The 18,085-nt window shown below is 67.9% G+C and carries 18 protein-coding genes and 1 pseudogene; 6 read left to right on the top strand and 13 right to left on the bottom strand.

What is annotated here, in order from left to right; translation table 11 throughout:
• Nucleotides 1-35: 35 nt before the first annotated feature.
• Genes ACN675_RS06885 through ACN675_RS06875 form a run of 3 tightly spaced genes read right to left on the bottom strand, consistent with a single transcriptional unit; the run spans nucleotide 36 to nucleotide 2,071 of the window.
• Nucleotides 36-545 (bottom strand): acyl-CoA thioesterase, encoded by a 510-nt coding sequence (locus tag ACN675_RS06885; protein WP_197252812.1) that lies wholly within the window; start codon nucleotides 543-545, stop codon nucleotides 36-38.
• Between the two features lie 56 nt (nucleotides 546-601).
• Entirely contained in the window at nucleotides 602-1,096 is a 495-nt protein-coding gene (locus tag ACN675_RS06880; RefSeq protein WP_420750147.1) for a MarR family winged helix-turn-helix transcriptional regulator, read from the bottom strand.
• Nucleotides 1,097-1,135: 39 nt separating this feature from the next.
• Entirely contained in the window at nucleotides 1,136-2,071 is a 936-nt protein-coding gene (locus ACN675_RS06875) for a DNA-3-methyladenine glycosylase family protein (RefSeq protein ID WP_420750146.1), read from the bottom strand.
• Nucleotides 2,072-2,143: 72 nt separating this feature from the next.
• Between ACN675_RS06875 and ACN675_RS06870 the strand changes: the two genes are divergently transcribed.
• Nucleotides 2,144-2,668, top strand: coding sequence for a ribonuclease H family protein (locus ACN675_RS06870; protein WP_420750145.1), 525 nt, complete (start codon nucleotides 2,144-2,146; stop codon nucleotides 2,666-2,668).
• A gap of 190 nt (nucleotides 2,669-2,858) precedes the next feature.
• Here ACN675_RS06870 and ACN675_RS06865 read toward each other — a convergent pair whose 3' ends face one another.
• The 4 genes from ACN675_RS06865 to ACN675_RS06850 form a co-directional block, all read right to left on the bottom strand.
• On the bottom strand, nucleotides 2,859-3,617 hold the full coding sequence (locus tag ACN675_RS06865) for an ABC transporter ATP-binding protein (protein ID WP_420750144.1): 759 nt from the start codon (nucleotides 3,615-3,617) through the stop codon (nucleotides 2,859-2,861).
• Complete coding sequence (locus tag ACN675_RS06860) at nucleotides 3,614-4,672, bottom strand: iron chelate uptake ABC transporter family permease subunit (RefSeq protein WP_420750143.1); 1,059 nt, start codon at nucleotides 4,670-4,672, stop codon at nucleotides 3,614-3,616. The genes ACN675_RS06865 and ACN675_RS06860 overlap by 4 nt, the downstream gene beginning before the upstream one ends.
• Complete coding sequence (locus tag ACN675_RS06855) at nucleotides 4,665-5,645, bottom strand: ABC transporter permease (protein WP_420750142.1); 981 nt, start codon at nucleotides 5,643-5,645, stop codon at nucleotides 4,665-4,667. Before ACN675_RS06855 ends, ACN675_RS06860 begins: the two co-directional genes overlap by 8 nt.
• 79 nt (nucleotides 5,646-5,724) lie before the next feature.
• The gene (locus ACN675_RS06850; protein ID WP_420750141.1) at nucleotides 5,725-6,720 is read right to left on the bottom strand and encodes a siderophore ABC transporter substrate-binding protein; all 996 of its coding nucleotides are present in this window, start codon (nucleotides 6,718-6,720) and stop codon (nucleotides 5,725-5,727) included.
• Between the two features lie 188 nt (nucleotides 6,721-6,908).
• Between ACN675_RS06850 and ACN675_RS06845 the strand changes: the two genes are divergently transcribed.
• Both ACN675_RS06845 and ACN675_RS06840 read left to right on the top strand, forming a co-directional pair.
• Nucleotides 6,909-7,784 (top strand): amidohydrolase family protein, encoded by an 876-nt coding sequence (locus ACN675_RS06845; RefSeq protein WP_420750140.1) that lies wholly within the window; start codon nucleotides 6,909-6,911, stop codon nucleotides 7,782-7,784.
• Nucleotides 7,785-7,986: 202 nt separating this feature from the next.
• Nucleotides 7,987-8,727, top strand: coding sequence for an IclR family transcriptional regulator (locus ACN675_RS06840; protein WP_420750139.1), 741 nt, complete (start codon nucleotides 7,987-7,989; stop codon nucleotides 8,725-8,727).
• Nucleotides 8,728-8,768: 41 nt separating this feature from the next.
• On the opposite strand, the gene ACN675_RS06835 is transcribed toward ACN675_RS06840, so the two are convergent.
• From ACN675_RS06835 to ACN675_RS06820, 4 genes are all read right to left on the bottom strand, one after another.
• Nucleotides 8,769-10,433: a class I adenylate-forming enzyme family protein gene (locus tag ACN675_RS06835; protein WP_420750138.1), complete on the bottom strand. Its 1,665-nt coding sequence runs from the start codon at nucleotides 10,431-10,433 to the stop codon at nucleotides 8,769-8,771.
• 173 nt (nucleotides 10,434-10,606) lie between these two features.
• A complete protein-coding gene (locus ACN675_RS06830) occupies nucleotides 10,607-11,920 on the bottom strand; it encodes a bifunctional o-acetylhomoserine/o-acetylserine sulfhydrylase (protein WP_420750137.1) in 1,314 nt (437 codons plus the stop codon).
• Nucleotides 11,921-12,245: 325 nt separating this feature from the next.
• Entirely contained in the window at nucleotides 12,246-12,761 is a 516-nt protein-coding gene (locus ACN675_RS06825; protein WP_420750136.1) for an OsmC family protein, read from the bottom strand.
• 218 nt (nucleotides 12,762-12,979) lie between these two features.
• Complete coding sequence (locus ACN675_RS06820) at nucleotides 12,980-13,933, bottom strand: AurF N-oxygenase family protein (protein WP_420750135.1); 954 nt, start codon at nucleotides 13,931-13,933, stop codon at nucleotides 12,980-12,982.
• Nucleotides 13,934-14,099: 166 nt separating this feature from the next.
• On the opposite strand from ACN675_RS06820, the gene ACN675_RS06815 reads away from it, so the two are divergent.
• Nucleotides 14,100-14,237 (top strand): hypothetical protein, encoded by a 138-nt coding sequence (locus ACN675_RS06815; RefSeq protein ID WP_420750134.1) that lies wholly within the window; start codon nucleotides 14,100-14,102, stop codon nucleotides 14,235-14,237.
• 21 nt (nucleotides 14,238-14,258) lie between these two features.
• On the opposite strand, the gene ACN675_RS06810 is transcribed toward ACN675_RS06815, so the two are convergent.
• A complete protein-coding gene (locus ACN675_RS06810; protein ID WP_420750195.1) occupies nucleotides 14,259-15,767 on the bottom strand; it encodes an MFS transporter in 1,509 nt (502 codons plus the stop codon).
• 186 nt (nucleotides 15,768-15,953) lie between these two features.
• Between ACN675_RS06810 and ACN675_RS06805 the strand changes: the two genes are divergently transcribed.
• Nucleotides 15,954-16,658, top strand: coding sequence for a TetR/AcrR family transcriptional regulator (locus tag ACN675_RS06805; RefSeq protein WP_420750194.1), 705 nt, complete (start codon nucleotides 15,954-15,956; stop codon nucleotides 16,656-16,658).
• On the opposite strand, the gene ACN675_RS06800 is transcribed toward ACN675_RS06805, so the two are convergent.
• On the bottom strand, nucleotides 16,606-17,637 hold the full coding sequence (locus ACN675_RS06800; RefSeq protein WP_420750193.1) for an adenylate/guanylate cyclase domain-containing protein: 1,032 nt from the start codon (nucleotides 17,635-17,637) through the stop codon (nucleotides 16,606-16,608). The two genes, ACN675_RS06805 and ACN675_RS06800, sit on opposite strands and share 53 nt — an antisense overlap.
• 224 nt (nucleotides 17,638-17,861) lie before the next feature.
• On the opposite strand from ACN675_RS06800, the pseudogene ACN675_RS06795 reads away from it, so the two are divergent.
• A pseudogene (locus ACN675_RS06795) lies at nucleotides 17,862-18,085 on the top strand (translation initiation factor); the annotation flags it as partial.

Below are 18,085 nucleotides of genomic sequence, written 5' to 3'. Positions count from 1 at the left end.
CGTTCGTATCGGTTCCCGTCACCCGAAGCGCGAAGTCACCAGGGACGGCTGGTGGACAGATATTCGGCCATTTCCTGGCTCTGGCGGCGGTGGATGCGCCGGTGCTCGGCGCGTTCGTCGCCGCTCTTGTTGAGCCGGCGTTCCTCTTCGGACTCGGGCAGCACCGGGGGCACCTCGGTGGGCCGTCCCGCGTCGTCGATCGCGACGAACGTGAGGAACGCGGTCGCGGCGATGCGGCGGTCACCGCTGCGCAGATCCTCGGCGGTGACCTTCACGAACACTTCCATCGAACTGCGGCCGGTCCGGGTGACGAACGATTCGAGGCACACCGAATCCGACGGGCGGACGGGTGCGAGGAACGCCACAGAATCCGTCGACGCCGTGACCACCGATGCGCGGCTGTGACGGGTCGCCGAGATCGACGCGGTCATGTCGATGTCGCTCATCAGTTTCCCGCCGAACAACGTGTTGTGGTCGTTGACGTCGTTGGGAAAGACCCTGCTGGTCTTGACAACTCGGGATTCGCGGCACGGTTTCGGCTGCACGATCGTCCTTTCGGGGTTGCGTGCGGCGGGATCTCCGTCGCACGGCCCTTTCCAGCCTACGACTCGCGCGGGACCGCGTGTCCGTTGTGCCGGGCACGGTCCCGGGTGTGATGGCCGATGATCTTCGTGAGCATCGCGGTCAGCTGTGCGCGTTCGTCGGCGTCGAGCGGTGCGAAGGCCTCGTCCTGCACGGCGGTGAGGACGTCGTCGAGCTCCGACAGGCGGTGGCGTCCCCTCCGGGTGAGGCTGATGATGTTGCGCCTGCGGTCCTTCGGATCGGGGGCGCGTTCGACGAAGCGGCGGTCGGACAGGGCGTCCACGGCGGCGGCGACGTCGCTGCGGTCGAGTCCGCACCGGCGACCGAGTTCGATCTGGCTGGACGGGCCGCCCTCGCCGAGCGCGGCCAGGATGCGGTAGTGGTGGCCGCGGGCGTCGGCGGCGTCGAGGCGATCGAACACCATGCGGTGCACGTGCCGTGCGGACTGCATCAGCAGGAAGCTCGGGAGGTGATCGAGCCGGGTCGGCACGGGGTAGTTGTCGGGGTCGGACACGGGTCCATCCTACCTATCGTTGGTGCAGCCAACGAAATGTCAGTGGTGGCGGTGGTCGGTGATCGCGGTGCGGGGACCACGCCGGGGCACCCGGCGGTAACCACCGGTCTCGGTGATCAGCCGGATCACCCGATAGCGGTGTGGCCGTAGCGGTTCCAGAAGTTCCACCATGCCCGCGTCGTCCAGCGGCCGTCCGAGCAGCGACCATCCGACGACGGACGCGAGATGGTAGTCGCCGACCGAGAGTGCATCGGCGTCGCCGAACGCGCGCTGGGCGACCTCCGCCGCCGTCCAGATGCCGACGCCGGGCACCGACCGCAGCTTGCGTTGCGCCTGCTGCGGGGATTCGGCGGTGAGGCGTTCGAGGCTGTCGCCGAGTTGCGCGCAGCGCACGACGGTGCGGGCGCGGCCGGGGTCGACGTTCGCCTTGTGGAACTCCCACGACGGGACCCGCCGCCACGTGTCGGCGGACGGCGGCACCGCCATGCCGCGCGGTGCCGGTCCGGGCGCGGGGTCGCCGAACCGCATCACGAGACGACGCCACGACGCGAACGCCGCGACGCCGTGCACGCGCTGCTCGAGGATCGCCGGCACGAGCGCCTCGAACACCCGGCCGGTGCGGGTGATGCGCAGCCCCGGCAGGCGCCGGTGCGCGTCGGCAAGCAGCGGATGCTCGGGGGCGAACCCGGATGCGTCGTCGCCGGCCCCGAGCAGCACGGGCAGCGCGGAGAGGAGTTCCTCGGCGCCGGGGCCCCATGCGAGGCACCGGGCACCGGTGGTGCCGTCCTGACGGATGCGATAGGTGACGGGCCCGGACTCCATCCGGGACGTGCGCCAGACGTCATCGGCGACGTGCCGGTGACAGGGGTCATACGGTCCGCGTTGCAACGGGCGTAGGGTTTGAGCGACGTCGACGGGCCACGGCAGCTCGACCCGGGTGTCGAAAGGGGTGGCTTCACCGACGTACGCGGTCACCGGTTCACCGTACCTCGCACGGCGACCGCATCGGTTTCCACCGTGTCGGACGGAAAGGCTATGGTCTGCAACATGATCATCGTGAGCACCGACGGGTCCTGCCTGCGGAATCCCGGTGGCGCCATCGGGTGGGCGTGGGTCAACCACGAGGGCCCCAGCGCATCGGGGGGTGAGCGGTCGGGTACGAACCAGATCGCCGAACTGCGTGCGTTGCTCGAGGCGCTGCGTGCCCATCCCGGTTCCGAACCGATGATCATCGAATCCGATTCGCAGTACGCGATCAAGTGCGCCTCGGAATGGCTTCCGGGTTGGAAGCGCAAGGGCTGGAAGACCTCCACCGGAGCGCCGGTGAAGAACGTCGAACTCGTGCGCGCCATCGACCAGGAGATCGCGGAGCGATCGGGTCCGGTTCGCTTCCGCTGGGTGCGCGGGCACGTCGGCAACCATTTCAACGAGGTGGCCGACACGCTCGCCGGTGCCGCCGCGCGGGAGGCCGCCGCCCGCCCGGGTCCGATCGAGGTGCCCAGGTCGGTGCGGCACGTCGTCAAGCCCGTCGCCGCGCGCGGTACGGACGACACGGAGCTGACGCTGTTCTGATCCGGGCTGCACCACCGGCCGGTGCTCCAGGGCATGTCTCCCACTCCCCATTTCGGCGCACCCGTCGCCCGATCGCCGCCCTGCTGCGTTGTCGTCGGCGCCGATACAACCCCGGTATCGGCTTCTCCTCCGCCTTGCAGGACGACGATTGTTTCGCCAGGTGCATCCGAGAAGGATTAGGAGACACGCCCTAGCGGTAGTAGACCGCCAGCGGGCCGTTGGGCCCGTCGACGCAGGTGACGGGGGTGTCGAACACGCGTGAGAGCGTGTCGTCGACCATGATCTCCTCGGAGGTGCCGAACTCGACGACGCGGCCGTCCTTCACCGCGCAGATCCGGTCCGCGTAGTGCGCCGCGAAGTTGATGTCGTGCAGGACGATGACCACCGTGCGCCCGAGCTCGTCGGCTGCCCTGCGCAGGTGCTGCATCATGAGCACCGAATGCCGCATGTCCAGGTTGTTGAGCGGCTCGTCGAGCAGGACGTAGTCGGTGTCCTGGCACAGCACCATCGCGACGTAGGCGCGCTGACGCTGCCCGCCGGACAGCTGGTCCAGGTACCGGTTCTCCAGCGGGCCGAGGTCGAAGAACTCGATGGAGCGGGTGATGATCTCCTGATCCCGCTGCGTGATCCGCCCCTTCGAGTGCGGGAACCGGCCGAACCCGACGAGCTGGCGCACCGTCAGCCGGGTGACGAAGTGGTTCTCCTGACGCAGAATGGAGACGATCTTGGCCAGGTCCTTCGAGGGGGTCCGCGCGATGTCGTATCCGGCAATCTCGATGGACCCGGAATCGGCGCCGAGCAGTCGGCCGATGATCGTCAGCAGTGTCGACTTGCCTGCTCCGTTGGGGCCGACCAGCGCGGTGATACCCCCGGCCGGAATCTGCAGATCGACCGGACCGATCGACACCTCACTGTTGTAATCCTTACGGACACTCTTGAGTTCGATCACAGTCTGCCCTTTCGGAGGATGACGAAGAGGAACACCGATCCGCCGACGGCCTCGATGATGATGGACACGGCGCCCTCGGTGTAGAAGATGTTCTTCAGGACGAAGTAGGCCCCGGTGAGAACCGTGAATCCCGTGAGCACCGCCACGGGGAACACGTAACGGTGGTCGTAGGTGTTCGCGAACTGGTACGCCAGCGTGGCGACGAGGAAGCCCAGGAAGGTCATGGGGCCGATGAGCGCGGTCGAGACCGCCATGAGGACGGACACGAGGAACAGCACGATCATGATCTCGCGACGATGGTCGAGCCCGAGATTGGTGGTGACGTCCCGGCCCATCGCGACGAGATTGAGTCTGCGTGCACGCCACCACAACGCGACCGCGGCCGCGACGCACAGGGGAATCGCGATCGGCAGGTAGTCGACGTCCGCGTTGGACACCGACCCGAAGAGACGGGCGGTGAGGACGTCGAACTCGCTCGGGGTGAGCAGTCGCTGCATGAAGGTCGAGACGGAGCCGAGTCCGCCACCGAGGACGATGCCGACGAGCAGCATTACCTGCAGGTTGCCGTACTTGCCCGAGAGCAGCCACCCGTAGAGCATCAGCGAGAAGACGACCATCAGGGCGATCTGCAGGATGAACTGCGGGGTGCCCTGGAGCGCAACCACACCGGTGGCGCCGAGGAAGTACACGGCGGCGGTGGAGATCGCCACGTACAGCGACTCGAACCCCATGATCGACGGCGTGATGATCCGGTTGTTCGTCGCGGTCTGGAACGCGACGGTGGCGGTGGCCTGGCACACGACGACGATCGCGATGACGATCAGGCTGGTCGCTCGCATCTCGGTGATCCGCCAGAAGCCGGCGCTGCCGAACGGCATGGGGTTGTCCCACACCAGCGTTCCCGCGGCGAACAGGCACGAGAGGACGGCCAGCGTGGCGAGCAGAATCCAGTAGCGGCGCCGCGACTTCGTATCGGGAAAGGCGTCGGACGTGGAGGCCCCCGCGGGCGCGGTGGCCGCGGTGATGTCGGCGTGCGGGATCGAGGTTTCAAGCATGGCGGCGGCTCCGCAGCAGAAGGGCGATGAACACGACGGCGCCGACCACGCCGAGGATGAGGGACACCGGAATCTCGAACGGCGCGATGATCGTCCGGCCGATGAGATCGCACACCGTCACGATGGCGATGCCCAGCAGGCACACCCACGGCAGATTGCTGCGCAGGTCGTCGCCGCGGAACATCGAGACGATGTTGGGCACGATGAGCCCGATGAACGGCAGGTTCCCCACGACGACCGTCACGACGCCGGTGGCGATCGCGATGAGGCCCGTACCCAGGAGGATGAGGCGGTTGTAGTTCAACCCGACGTTGGTCGCCACGTCCTCACCGAGGCCGGCGACGGTGAAGCGATCGGCGACGACGAAGATCGCGATCGCAACCAGCGCCACGATCCACAGCACCTCGTACTGCCCGCGCAGGATCGAGGTGAAGCTGCCAGCGAACCACACGCCGAGGCTCTGGAGCGTGTCGGTGGCCAGGGCCAGGTAGGTGGTGATGGAGCCGACGACGGCGCCGAGCATGATCCCGACGATCGGCACGATCAGGGACGACGACAGCGCGACCCGGCGCAGGAACAGGAAGAAGATCATCGTTCCGACGAACGCGGCGGCGATGGCGCCGATCATCCGGGGCATGAGACCCGCGTCGGGCACGAGGATCAGCATGAGGATGAGGCCGAGACCGGCCCATTCCGTGGTGCCGGCGGTGGTCGGTTCCACGAATCGGTTCTGGGTGAGCAACTGCATCACCAGTCCGGACATCGCCATCGCGGCACCGGCGAGAACCAGCGCGATGGTGCGGGGGATGCGAGTGATCTCGAACATCTCCCAGCCCTGTTCGCCGCCGAAGATGTCGTAGACCCCCGTGAACAGCGACAGGGTCAGCAGGACGCCGACGCCGAGGATGCCCAGGAGGAGTTTCCAGTCGAACAGGTGCCCTTTGCCGCGGGTGGGAGCTGTCGTAACGCTCATGTGGTGCCGTCGTCTTCCGTAGTGCATTTATGCCTGTGCCCCGCGGGCAGACCCGCGGGGCGTCAGGACGAGACGAGAATCAGGACTTCTGCTGCTCGAGCAGGTCCGCGAGAGCGTTGAAGAACTCCGTGTACGTCTGGATGCTCTCGTTGGTGTACGTGTCGGTGGGCAGGTAGACCACCTTGCCCTCCTTGACCGCGGTGACCGACTTCAGGGCTTCGGTGGTCTCGATGATGTTCGCGGCGGGACGGTAGCCCTCGGTCGCTGCGCCGGTCGCGGTGCCGGCATCACGGTCCATCACGATGATCAGATCCGGGTTGGAAGCCGCGATGGCCTCGACCGAGATGTCGTCGCCCTGGTGGTTGTCGGTTCCTTCCGGAACATCGAGAGCCGGGGTGAGGCCGAAGATGTCGAACATGGGGCCGATGGTGCGGCCGGTGCTCGGCGCGACGTAGCCGATCTCGCCACCCGAGGTGATCAGGCCCATGACCTTCGTGTCGGGGGAGTAGGCGGCCTTCACCCGTGCGATCGAGGCGTCGAATGCGTCGTTGAGGGCCTGCGCCTCGGACTCCTTGCCGAAGATCTCGCCGAGCACGGTAGTGCCGCGCTTGAGCTCGGCGTCGAAGGGCTGGTCGTCGCGCGGGGCGACCTCGACGATTGCGGCGTCCGGTGCCAGCCGCTGGAAGTCCTCGCGGAACTGAGCGAAACGACCGCCGTTGATGATCAGGTCGGGCTCGACGGCGACGATGGCCTCGAGATTCGGCTCGCGGTGGCTGCCCAGGTTGACGATGCTCTCGTCCTGCGTGAAGCCGATGGTGTTGGGCATCAGGCTCACGGCGCCCGCCGAGAGCTTCACACCCCAGGTGTCGAGGGTCTCGAACGTGCTGTTGTCGGTGGCCACGACCGACTTCGGCGGCACGGTCACGGTCTGCTCACCGAAGTTGTCCTCGACCGTGATCGTCGTCGCCGAGGCGGTGTCCTCGGACGAGTCCGTGGTGGAGGTCGAGCAGCCGGCCAGAGCGACTACAGCCAACGCGCCGACAGCGGCGCGCCGATACATGCGGGTGGCTTTCATTCGGTCATCCTCGAATTCTGCTTCAGCGAGCGGCAGGGCGCCGCAGCGGACGGGAGTTTACCCTAGGCTTACCTATCTGTTTGTTCAGGACACTACAAGTAAAAGTTCAACCTTGTATTTTTCCGGGCGCCGTCTCCCCGGTGGGGCGTGCGCGCGGCCGGTTCCCGGCGGATCGGTACGGTCGGGGGATGGACGAAGCGGAACGGATCGGTCGATTCCGGGGCGAACACGGGCTGGCCTCTCTCATCGACGTGCACACCCACTTCATGCCTGCGAACGTGATGGACAAGGTGTGGAAGTACTTCGACGCGGCCGGTCCGCTCGTGGGCCGTCCCTGGCCGATCACCTACCGGCACGACGAGGACGAGCGGGTGGCGACACTGCGGTCGTTCGGCGTCTCCCGGTTCACCTCGATGCTGTATCCGCATCGCCCGGAGATGGCGGCGTGGCTCAACGCGTGGTCCGCGCAGTTCGCCGCCCGTACCCCCGACTGCCTGCACACGGCGACGTTCTATCCGGAGCCGGGTGCCGCGGACTACGTAGCCGCCGCGCTCGCCGACGGCGTCCGGGTGTTCAAGTCGCACATCCAGGTCGGCGACTACGACCCGAACGACCCGCTGCTCGACCAGGTGTGGGGGATGCTCGCCGACTCGGGTGTGCCGACGGTCATCCACTGCGGATCCGGCCCCGCGCCGGGAACCCACACCGGACCGAAACCGATTGTGTCTCTGCTGCAACGGTTCCCGGATCTGTCCCTGATCATCGCGCACATGGGGATGCCCGAGTACGGCGATTTCCTCGACCTCGCGGAGCGGTATCCGCGGGTGTATCTGGATACGACCATGGCGTTCACCGACTTCGCCGAGGAGGACGCCCCCTTCCCGGTGGACGAGCTGCCGCGACTCGGCGAGTTGCGTTCGAAGATTCTGCTGGGCAGCGACTTTCCGAACATCCCGTACGGGTACGTGCACCAGCTCGAATCGCTCGAGCGGGTGGCCCCGGATTCCGCGTGGTTGCGCGCGGTGTGTCACGACAACGCGGCCGCCCTGTTCGACACCGTCTGACGCCGGTCCCGCCCGGTACCGGGGAGCAGTGGTCCCGACCGGGCGCTATTCCCTTTCGCCGCCGCACCCGCTACCGTGCAGGAATCAATTTCAGTGTGGTGGGGAACACAGAAGGCGAGGTGGGGGTGTGACCGTCGTGGATCGGCCCGTCGGGTCGTCGACAGCGCCGAGGCGAGACGGACCCCAGTCGATGATCGCGCGCATGACGTGGATCCTCGACGCGTTCGACAGCCGGACCGCCCAGCTGTCCCTCGAAGACCTGGAGCTGCGTACCGGGCTGCCGCGATCGACCGTGCACCGCATTCTCGACCAGCTCGTCCGGCTCGAGTGGGTCGACCGGGCCCCTCTCGGCTACCGGCTCGGGCGTCGTAGTACACGCACCGACGTCGTACCGGGGCACGATCGGCTCCGCGCCGCGGCGGCACCGGTGTTGCACCGCATGGCGCTGCAGACCGGTAACGTCGCGCACCTGACGGTCCTCGACGGAGCCGACAGCGTCTACCTCGACAAGGTCGGCGGCCGGCTCGCCGCTGCCCTCCCGACCCGCGTCGGCGGTCGTCGGCCGGCCCACGCCAACGCCGGCGGGAAAGCGATACTCGCGTGGCTGCCCGACGAATCCCTGGCCGGTTTGTTCGAGGGCGGGATCCGATCGTGCACGGACCGCACGATCACGGATCCGGATGCTCTGCGCCGCGAACTCGAGCGAATCCGGGAGCGGGGCGGACTGGCGTTCGAGAGCGGTGAAGCGGTGCCGGGTGTCGCGTGTGTCGGTGCCGCGGTACTCGGTACGGACGGTCCGGTCGCGGGCATCTCGCTGTGCGGCGCGGAGCAGGCCGTCGATCCCGACCGGCTCGGTCCGCTCGTGGCCGCGGCGGCCCGGGAGATCACCCGAGCGCTGTATCCGATGTCGGGCGACCCCGCCCGCCGTGCGCGGTTCCGGTAGGTAGCGGGGGCTACCGAAAACGCGCACGAGGGGAGGGGCGGTCAGGCGGTCACGTTGCGACGCAGGACCTTTCCGGTCGCGTTGCGGGGCAGCAGGTCACGAGTGATCCGCCACTGCGAGGGAACCTTGTAGTAGGAGAGGCGCTCGCGGCAGAACTCGCGCAGGTCGTCCTCGCTCGCATCGTGGCCGGCTCGCAGCACCACGACCGCGGCGACCTCCTGGCCCAGATCCTCGTGATCGATACCGATGACCGCGCATTCGTGCACCGCGGGATGTTCTTCGAGGCACTGTTCGACCTCGGTGGGATACACGTTCTCTCCGCCGCGCAGGATCAGATCCGAACGCCGGCCGGCCAAACGCAACCGGCCGTCCTCGACGACGCCGTAGTCGCCGGTGCGCAACCATCCGTCGGACGTGAGGGCGGCGGCGGTCGCCGACTCGTCCTCCCAGTACCCCAGCATCACGAACGGGCTGCGGACACAGATCTCGCCCTCGACACCGTCGGGCACCACCTCCCCGAAGGGATCGCGGATCTCGAGTGCGACGGTCATGATCGGGCGGCCCAATGTGCCTGGGAATGCCTCGAGTTCGGGTGCGGTGGCGACCGCGATGGCGGTGCTGCACTCGGTCAGGCCGTAGCTGTCCACCAGTGCCTGCTGCGCGAACGGGAACTTCGCGCGGAGTCGCTGCTTGAACTCCGGCGACGACGGCGCCGACGCCAGCGCGAACGCGGTCAGCGACGACAGGTCGTAACGGTCGGTGTCCTGGTGTTCGAGCATGCGCGCGGCCATCGTCGGAACCGCGCCCCAGTTGGTGACCCGTTCGCGTTCGATCAGGCCGAAGACCTTGTCGACGTCGAACCCGCCCTCGGTCATGATCACGGCGCTGCCCGTCGCCAGCCGCGGGACCGCGAGATTGTGCAGGCTCGCGATGTGGAACAGCGGGGACGTCAGCAGGTAGCGGCTGTCGCTCGGCACGGCGTCGTCGTAGGTGCGCCCGTACATGTGCGCGACCAGCGCGTCGGAGAACCGGTGGTAGTCGACGACGGCCAGCAGATTCCGCTGCGAGTGCACGGCACCCTTGGGACGTCCGCTCGTGCCGCTGGTGAACAGGATGACCGCCGGGTCGTCCTCGTCCACGTCGGCCGTGGGCAGTTCCGCGCCGGCGCCGTCGGCCACGATGCGCGGCAGGTCGTCCTCGACGGTGAGCAACGTGAATCCGGACAGTCCCGAATTGGCAAGCAGTGCAGTGCGTTTGGCGTCGGCGACGATCACCTTCGGTCGTACCAGGCCGACGCCGTACTCGATCTCCTTCGGCGTCCACCACGAGTTGAGACCGACCGCGATCGCGCCCAGGCACTGTGCCGCCCAGAACGTGACGACCCACTCGGGCGAGTTCGCGGCGAGGATCCCGACCCGGTCACCCTTGCCGACGCCGTGGTCCTCGCGCAGTACGGTGGCCACGGCGGCGACCGCATCGGCGTGCTCGGCGAAGGACAGGCGGCGGTCCGCGGTGACGAGATAGTCGCGGTCGCCCCAGGCCTTCGATGCGGCAACAAGGTCGCCGACCCGACGGTCGCGGTTGCGCACCACGGGAATTCGATTGCCGCGCACATCCTCCGGGGCGATCTCGAAGCGACCTCCCGGCCCGGTGAGTGTCGCGACGACCTGCTGAACCATCTGCTGCAGATCTGCTGGTGCTGACATGGACGTGCCCTTCCGACGAGTACCTGCCCCGGTTGCCGGCTGACAACATCTCATCGGAACCGGTACGAAATGTGGCTTGTACCACTGAACGGGAGTGCATGCGACGGCGCGTGAACAGGCAACGAGGCCCGCCCCCCGGGGAATCGGGAGCGGGCCTCGCGATGGACCTGCCGTCAGTTGGCGGCTGCGGCCAGACCGCTTTCGATATCGGCGAGGATGTCGTCGATGTGCTCGATGCCGACCGCCAGACGCACCAGGCCGGGCGTAACACCCGCGGCGAGCTGCTCCTCGGCCGTGAGCTGCGAATGCGTCGTCGACGCGGGGTGGATGACCAGCGAACGGACGTCACCGATGTTGGCGACGTGGCTGTGCAGCGTCAGGGCGTCGACGAACTTCTTGCCGGCGTCGACACCGCCCGCGAGTTCGAACACGACGATCGCGCCGGTGCCGCGCGGTGCGAGCTGCTTGCCGCGCTCGAACCACGGGGACGACGGCAGACCGGCATACGACACCGACTCGACCTCCGGCCGGGCCTCGAGGAACTCGGCGACGCGCTGGGCGTTGGCGACGTGCCGCTCGACGCGCAGCGACAGGGTCTCGAGGCCCTGGGCGATCAGGAACGCGTTGAACGGTGCGACGGCGGAACCGAGGTCGCGCAGCAGCTGGACGCGGGCCTTGAGTGCGTAGGCCGGCGCGCCGAGGTCGGCGAAGACGACGCCGTGGTAGCTCGGATCGGGCGTGGTGAAGTTGGTGTGACGTCCCTGCGTCCAGTCGAACTTGCCGCCGTCGACGATCACACCGGCGATCGCGGTGCCGTGGCCGCCGAGGTACTTGGTGGCCGAGTGCACGACGATGTCGGCGCCGTGCTCGAGCGGACGCAGCAGGTAGGGGGTGGCGACCGTGTTGTCGACGATCAGCGGCAGGCCGTTGTCGTGCGCGACCCCCGAGATGCCGGGGATGTCGAGGATGTGGTTCTTCGGGTTCGCGATGGTCTCGCCGTAGAACGCCTTGGTGTTCGGGCGGATCGCCGCGGCCCACTGCTCGAGGTCGTCGGGATCCTCGACGAAGGTGACCTCGATGCCGAGCTTCGGCAGCGTGTAGTGCAGCAGGTTGTAGGTGCCGCCGTACAGGTAGGGGCTGGCGACGATGTGGTCGCCTGCCTCGGCGAGGTTGAGGATCGCGAAGGTCTCGGCGGCCTGGCCGGACGACAGCAGCAGCGCCGCGACGCCACCCTCGAGCGCGGCGATGCGCTGCTCCACCGCGTCCTGGGTGGGGTTCATGATGCGCGTGTAGATGTTGCCGGGCTCGGCGAGACCGAACAGTGCGGCAGCGTGATCGGTGCTGTCGAAGGTGTAGCTGGTGGTCTGGTAGATCGGCAGGGCGCGGGCCTTGGTGTCGCCACCGGCGGGCTGGCCGACGTGGATCTGCTTGGTTTCGAAACTCCAGCTCGCCGTGGGATCGACGGCGTCGGGGGTGGTCTCGCTCATCGGTGCTGCTCCGTACTACTCGATATTTCTGGGATTTCGGGGAAGGAACTCGGTGGTGTTCCGGCACGCCGCCGCGTTCGGGCAGACGGCTGCGGCCGACTCGTCGGCCGGCGCGGACACCACGCTGGGGAGGATCGGGCGGGGACGCTCAGCGACCCGAACACCCGCACATACACATGTACTGCGCACGACGACGCATCGACAGGCGACCCGTCGACCATGCTCGTGTGTTGCTCACGGACCCGACAATAACCCGTGAACCTGATCCCGACCACTGTTCTCGCCGGTCTTCGCGGGCGCGTCGCGTCGGCCCGGCGGGCGCGGATCAGGCAGTTTCGAGGACTGTGCGGACCGGCGTCGCGTTGCGGGTCAGGTCGAGCACCGGGCAGTGTGCGTCGACCGCTTCCTGCAGTTCCAGGTACCGTTCCCGCGATTCCGGTCCGGTGAGGGTCACGACGACGCGGACCTCGCCGAATCCCGCACGGACGGAGTCGTCGAAGCCGAAGAAGCCGCGCACGTCCAGATCGCCCTCGGCGCGGGCGCTGATTCCGTCGACGGTGATGCCGAGCTTGTCGGCCCATACCCGGTACGTCACGACCTGGCAGGACAACAGCGAGGCGAGGTAGTACTCGACGGGGTTCGGGGCGGTGTTCTCGCCGCCGAGCGCCGGGGGTTCGTCGACCTCGACCTCGAACCGGCCGAGGGCCACGGTGCTCGCGACCGCGGAATGGGCTCGGGCCTCGGCGCGGAACACGACCGCGGCCTTGGCCGGGTCCTCGCTCACGGCGTCGTGGTTGGCCGCGACGACGGCCTGCAGGTGGGAGACGGGTGCAGTGGTCATGGGGGTCCTTCGAAGCGTGAATCCGGTTGGAACATCGCGACGGAACCATATTTCCGACCAATACGCTAGGTAATTGCGCGGACGAATTTGCGCTGCCGGAAGGTTGGGGTGCCACCGACGCGCCTCGCGCCGAGCGTACGGATCGACGCTCGGCGCGAGAGTTGCGAATATGGGTGAATCTGTTTGCTCGGCAGTGTGTTTCGGATCCGCCTCCGGGGTCAGAGCAGGTGGACCTTCTTGTACAGGATCTTCGACGGTCCACCGATCAGCCCGACGCCGTCGAGGAACGTCATGAGCTTCGCGCCGGACTTGCGGACCCGGTCGTGGTAGTGCGTGTTGGCCTTCGCCTCGGCCACCGCGCGGTCGCGGTCCAGCCCGGCGTTGGCGTAGACCTCTTCGCGGATCATGCTCTTGACCACGAAGTAGACCGTTACGGCCGTATTGATCCGCTCGATCTGCAGGCGCAGCTTGCTCGCGCCGGTCAGTCGCCGTGCGACCTCCTCGCGGGCGAACCGGATGTGCCGGGCCTCTTCGAGGACGTGGATCTTGCTGACCGTACGGGTGACCGGTTGCACGCGTTCGTCGCGCATGAAGTCGCGCTGCATCATGTCGAGGATCTCCTCGGCTGCCATGACGCTGGCGTAGGCGTTCGCGCCGCGGAAGAAACCACCCCACAGCCGGCCGAGGCGGTGGATGTACGGCGCGGGTCCGTAGCCGGGCATGCCGAGGCGCTCGCCGGCACGGGCGAACATCACCGAGTGGCGGCACTCGTCGGCCACCTCGGTGAGCGCGAACTGCACGTGACGCGAGTGCTTGTTGCGGTTGTACACGTCGCGCAGAAGCATCTGCATGAGCAGGATCTCGAACCACAGGCCGACGCTGGAGACGCTCGCGGCCTCGTGCTTGGTCAGTTCGATGCGCTGTTCTTCGGTCATCTCGTCCCACAGGGCGGTGCCGTACAGCGTGCTCCACTCGGGGGTCATGCCGTACTTGTCGGCGGGGATGGGTGCCTCCCAGTCGACCTCGATCATCGGGTCGTACGACTTCCGGGCGACCGATGCGAGCAGGCGCCGAGCCGTGTCCTCGCGGTCCGACAGGGCCACGTTCGGCACGAATCCCCTGGTGGTGGCGGTATCGGCAACATCCTGGGAGTGCGTGAGCGATGCGGTCATGTCTCCACCTTTAGTGTGACGGACAGTAACTGTTAACCCGAGGCTACAGTCAGTGTCCTCACGGCACAATGGGTGAAGTGCAGTCGAGCGGCCCCGGGCCGCTGCAGCGGGCTCGCCGACGCGCATGCACAATCGACAGACCCGAAGTATCTGGAGGTACATCGCCATGTGTTATCCCGTGACCTGCCCGGTGTGTGGCAAGACCGGCTGGGAAGGATGCGGCCAGCACGTCGACGACGTGATGCGCGACGTCCCGGCCGCCGAGCGGTGCACGTGTGCCGACCAGGCAGGCGCGGGACGCTGACGCCGGCGCCGCGAACCGGGTTCAGCGCGGTTCGCGGACCTTCGTGACCCGGGAGCGGCCCGGGGAGAGGAACGCCGCGACCACGGCGCCGATCGCGAGGATCACCGCGATCGTCCACGACGCCTGCTGCATGCCGGCGAGGAACGCCGACCGGGCCAGGTCGGCGAGTTCCTCCCCGCGCGGTCCCGCGGCCTCCGCAACCTTCAGTGCCGACGCCAGTGAATCCGAGACGGCGGTACTGGCGGCCGGGTCCGGAATCGCGGCCGCGACCGGTTCGATCTTCCGTCCGTACATCGCGGCGAGCATGCTGCCCGCGACCGCCACGCCGATCGCCGCGCCGAGCTCGCGGGTGGCGTCGTTGACCGCGGACGCCACTCCCTGCTTGTCGTCGGGCGTGCTCGACACGATCGCGTGTGTCGCCGGCGCCGAGACCATGCCCAGGCCGACGCCCGGCAGTAACAGGGCCACGTTGATGAGAACGGTCGACGAGTGCGGATCGAGTTCCCCGATCAGCACGAACGCGCCCGTGAGGACGGCGAGGCCGCCGGTGAAGAGGAAACGCAGCCCGACTCGCGGGACGAGCGGTGGGATGAGCACCGACACCGTCATCACCAGCAGGATGAGCGGGATCAACTGGATCGACGAGCCGAGCGGCGAGTAGCCGAGTACCAGCTGCAGGTACTGCACGACGATGAAGAAGACGCCGAACATCGCGACGAACTGGAACAGCAGTGTCAGTGCCCCGGAACCGAATGCGCGGTCGGTGAACAACCGGACGTCGAGCAGGGGAGCGGGCGTCCGCAGTTCGGTGAGCACGAAACCCGTTGCGGCAGCGAGACCCAGGATGATGCAGGCGAGGACCATCGCGTCGGTCCAGCCGCGGTGCGGTCCCTCCATGAGCCCGAACACGAACAGTCCCACCGCGATGATCGACAGCGCACTGCCGACCAGGTCCGGTGGGAAGTGTTCGTGGGCCCGCGACGACGCGATCGTCAGCGACGCCACGAGCAGCACCACGGCGGCCCCCGCGAAGCTCACGAAAATCATGATCCACGAGCTGTATTCGAGGATGACGCCGGAAACGAGCAGGCCGGCGATGCATCCCGCGCCCGCGGTACCGGCCCAGACGCCGACCGCCCGTGCGCGCCGCTCCTCCGGGAATCCGGCGGTGATCACCGACAGGGTCGCGGGCATGACCAGGGCCGCACCCAGTCCGGCGAGGCCGCGCGCGGCGATGATCCATGTCGGACTGTCGAGCACGAGGGGCAATGCCGACGACACGGCGACGACCGCCAGGCCCGCGACCAGCACGCCGCGGCGGCCGTAGCGGTCGCCGAGAGCGCCGGCCGGCAGCAGGAACGCCGCGAGCACGAGCGTGTAGCTGTCCACGATCCAGGTCAGCTGGCTCTGGGTCGCACCGATGTCGACGGCGATGTCGGGCAACGCCATGTTCAGCGACGCCATCGCCGCGACGACGAGGGCCACGGCCGCGCAGGCGACGATCAGCAACCACCACTGCGCCCGCGTCAGGCGTGACGGGGGTTCGAGTGTTGCGGTGGTGCTGGTCGAGCTTTTTTCCGATGTTTCGGACACGAGCCGGCCTTCCCGGAGCGGGGTCACGAAGAAACGAGACTGTTGGTATCGTAACCGAACCGTCGGTATCACAGGCAAGGGCGAAACCGAACGGATACAACTGTGGACGTGAGTACCCAGCCCCTGCCCGTCCCCCACGACGACGGTCCCGACCCCGCTGCCGGAGGACGCGGCGACGAGGACCCCCGCAAGGCGAGGTCGCGGGCACGGCTGCTCGACGCCGCGACCGCACTGCTCGCGAAGGGCGGAGCGGAAGCGGTCACCATCGACGCGGTGACCGGACTGGCGCGCGTCGCGCGGGCCACCCTCTACCGGCATTTCGCCAACGGCGAGGAACTCGTCGCGGCGGCCTTCGCGCGAATGCTGCCCCCGATCCCGCCCGTGCCGGACGGTGACCTGCGCGATCAGCTGGTGGCGCTGGTCGTCGCGCAGGCCCGGATCCTCGACGAGATCCCGATCCCGCTGACGGCGATGTGCTGGATGGGACTCGGACCGGGGCTCGGGGACTACTCGAGCGCCGAGGCGCTGAGCCACGACCGCCCGGAACTGCTCTCGTTGCGCGAGCGTCTCGTCGAGCGGTACCGCGAGGCGTTCGACCGCGTCTTCGTCACTCCGACCGCGCGGGAACAGCTCGGCGACTTCGACTACGACCTCGCGCTCGCGCAGCTGATCGGGCCTGTCGTGTTCACGAAACTCGCGACCCTGCCGTCGCTCGATCACGCGGCGTGCGAGCGCATCGTCGACGACTTCCTAGCCGCGCGGGGATGCCGCCCGGTCAGGAACGGGCCGCGCGCAGTACCGAGGGCCGCAACCGATGAAAGTCCTTGACGCGCAGGTTCCGGATCGAACGCACCTCGAACTCGTCGGACGAGTGGAGCCGGTCGGCCAGTGCCGAATCGACGAGGATCGTGCCGGGACGGGCCACACCGGTCAAGCGCGCCGCGATGTTGACGACCGAGCCGAACAGGTCGCCGAACCGTGCCAGGGCCGGACCCCACGCCAGTCCGACCCGTAGATCCGGGGCGTCCGGTCGTGCCCCGAACGACTCCTGCAGGGCCAGCGCGATCCGGGCTCCGTCGACCGGATCCTCCGCTGCGAACATCACCTCGTCGCCGACGGTCTTGATCACCCATCCGTGGCCTTGTGCGATGACGGTGGTGACCGCGGACTCGAATTCCTCGAGCAGGTCGCTGAGTTCGTCGGCTTCGATGCGGCTCGTCAGGCGCGTGTAGCCGACCATGTCGGCGAAACCCACGACGAGATCGCGGCTCGTCGCTTCCTCGCGGGCCCGCACGATGTTGCGTTCGGTCGTCGCGACCAGGTGGCGGCGCCACACGAACATCTGGGTTTCCTCGACGAGTTGCAGGATGTCGCGCAGCAGGGTGCCGACGAATTCGTCGATCTCCGCGGGTGCCGGGGCGGTTCCCGCATAGGCCGTGTCGAGCCGGTCGAGGAGATGGGTGTTGAGCAGCGAGACCTGCCATTCGGCGAGGCGGGACATCGACTGGCCGAGCGACCGCGCGGCGGGCACCTCCATGTCGGGGGAGACCGCGCCGCTGGAGACGAGCGCCGAGATGTTCCGCAGTGCCTGCACGTCCCCGTCGGTGAACATCACCGCACCCGGATCCGGGTCGACGGCGAAACCCAATGCCTGCCAAAGGCGTTGGGCCCGCTCGGTCGAAACCCCGGCGAGTTCCGCGGCCTGTCGCTGGGTGTAGCGGCGGTCGCCTCCGAGCAGGGAACGTTCGAACGCGCGCTGCACCCCGGTCAGCAACTCCGGGTCGAGCGACGTCGCCGCCTCCGACACCGCCGAACCGCGGTCGTCCGACTGCCGATCCGAAGCCTCCACGCCTGCCCTCCTCACCGCCGCCGGCGTGATCGACCACCTGCTCGGCGAACACCCACCGTTCACGCCGCGGACGCGACGTGACCTTCGAAGAGTCGCACATGGGCATGTCGTACCTGTGTGCGACAGTGTTCGCGATCCACCCACCCCGGGACCGAATCACCCGAATCCAGGAAGGACGTGGCATGCCGCCCCGCAGACGAGCCGGAGCAGACCACCTCAGCGACGAACAGCTTGCCGAGCTGACCACCGCACTTGCTGAGGACCGGCGCGCGACCGTCTATCTCATCGAGGGTATTCCGAGTTTGGGCATCGAGCCGGGGACGTCGGCGAAGGTCATCGGTATCGACGGGCGCACCGTCACGGTCCGGCCCAAGGGCGTCAACGACGAGCTGCCCTTCGAATACGA

Source organism: Rhodococcus sp. O3, from assembly GCF_048897285.1.
GTDB lineage: Bacteria > Actinomycetota > Actinomycetes > Mycobacteriales > Mycobacteriaceae > Rhodococcus.
This window is presented reverse-complemented; position numbering and strand designations above follow the sequence as displayed.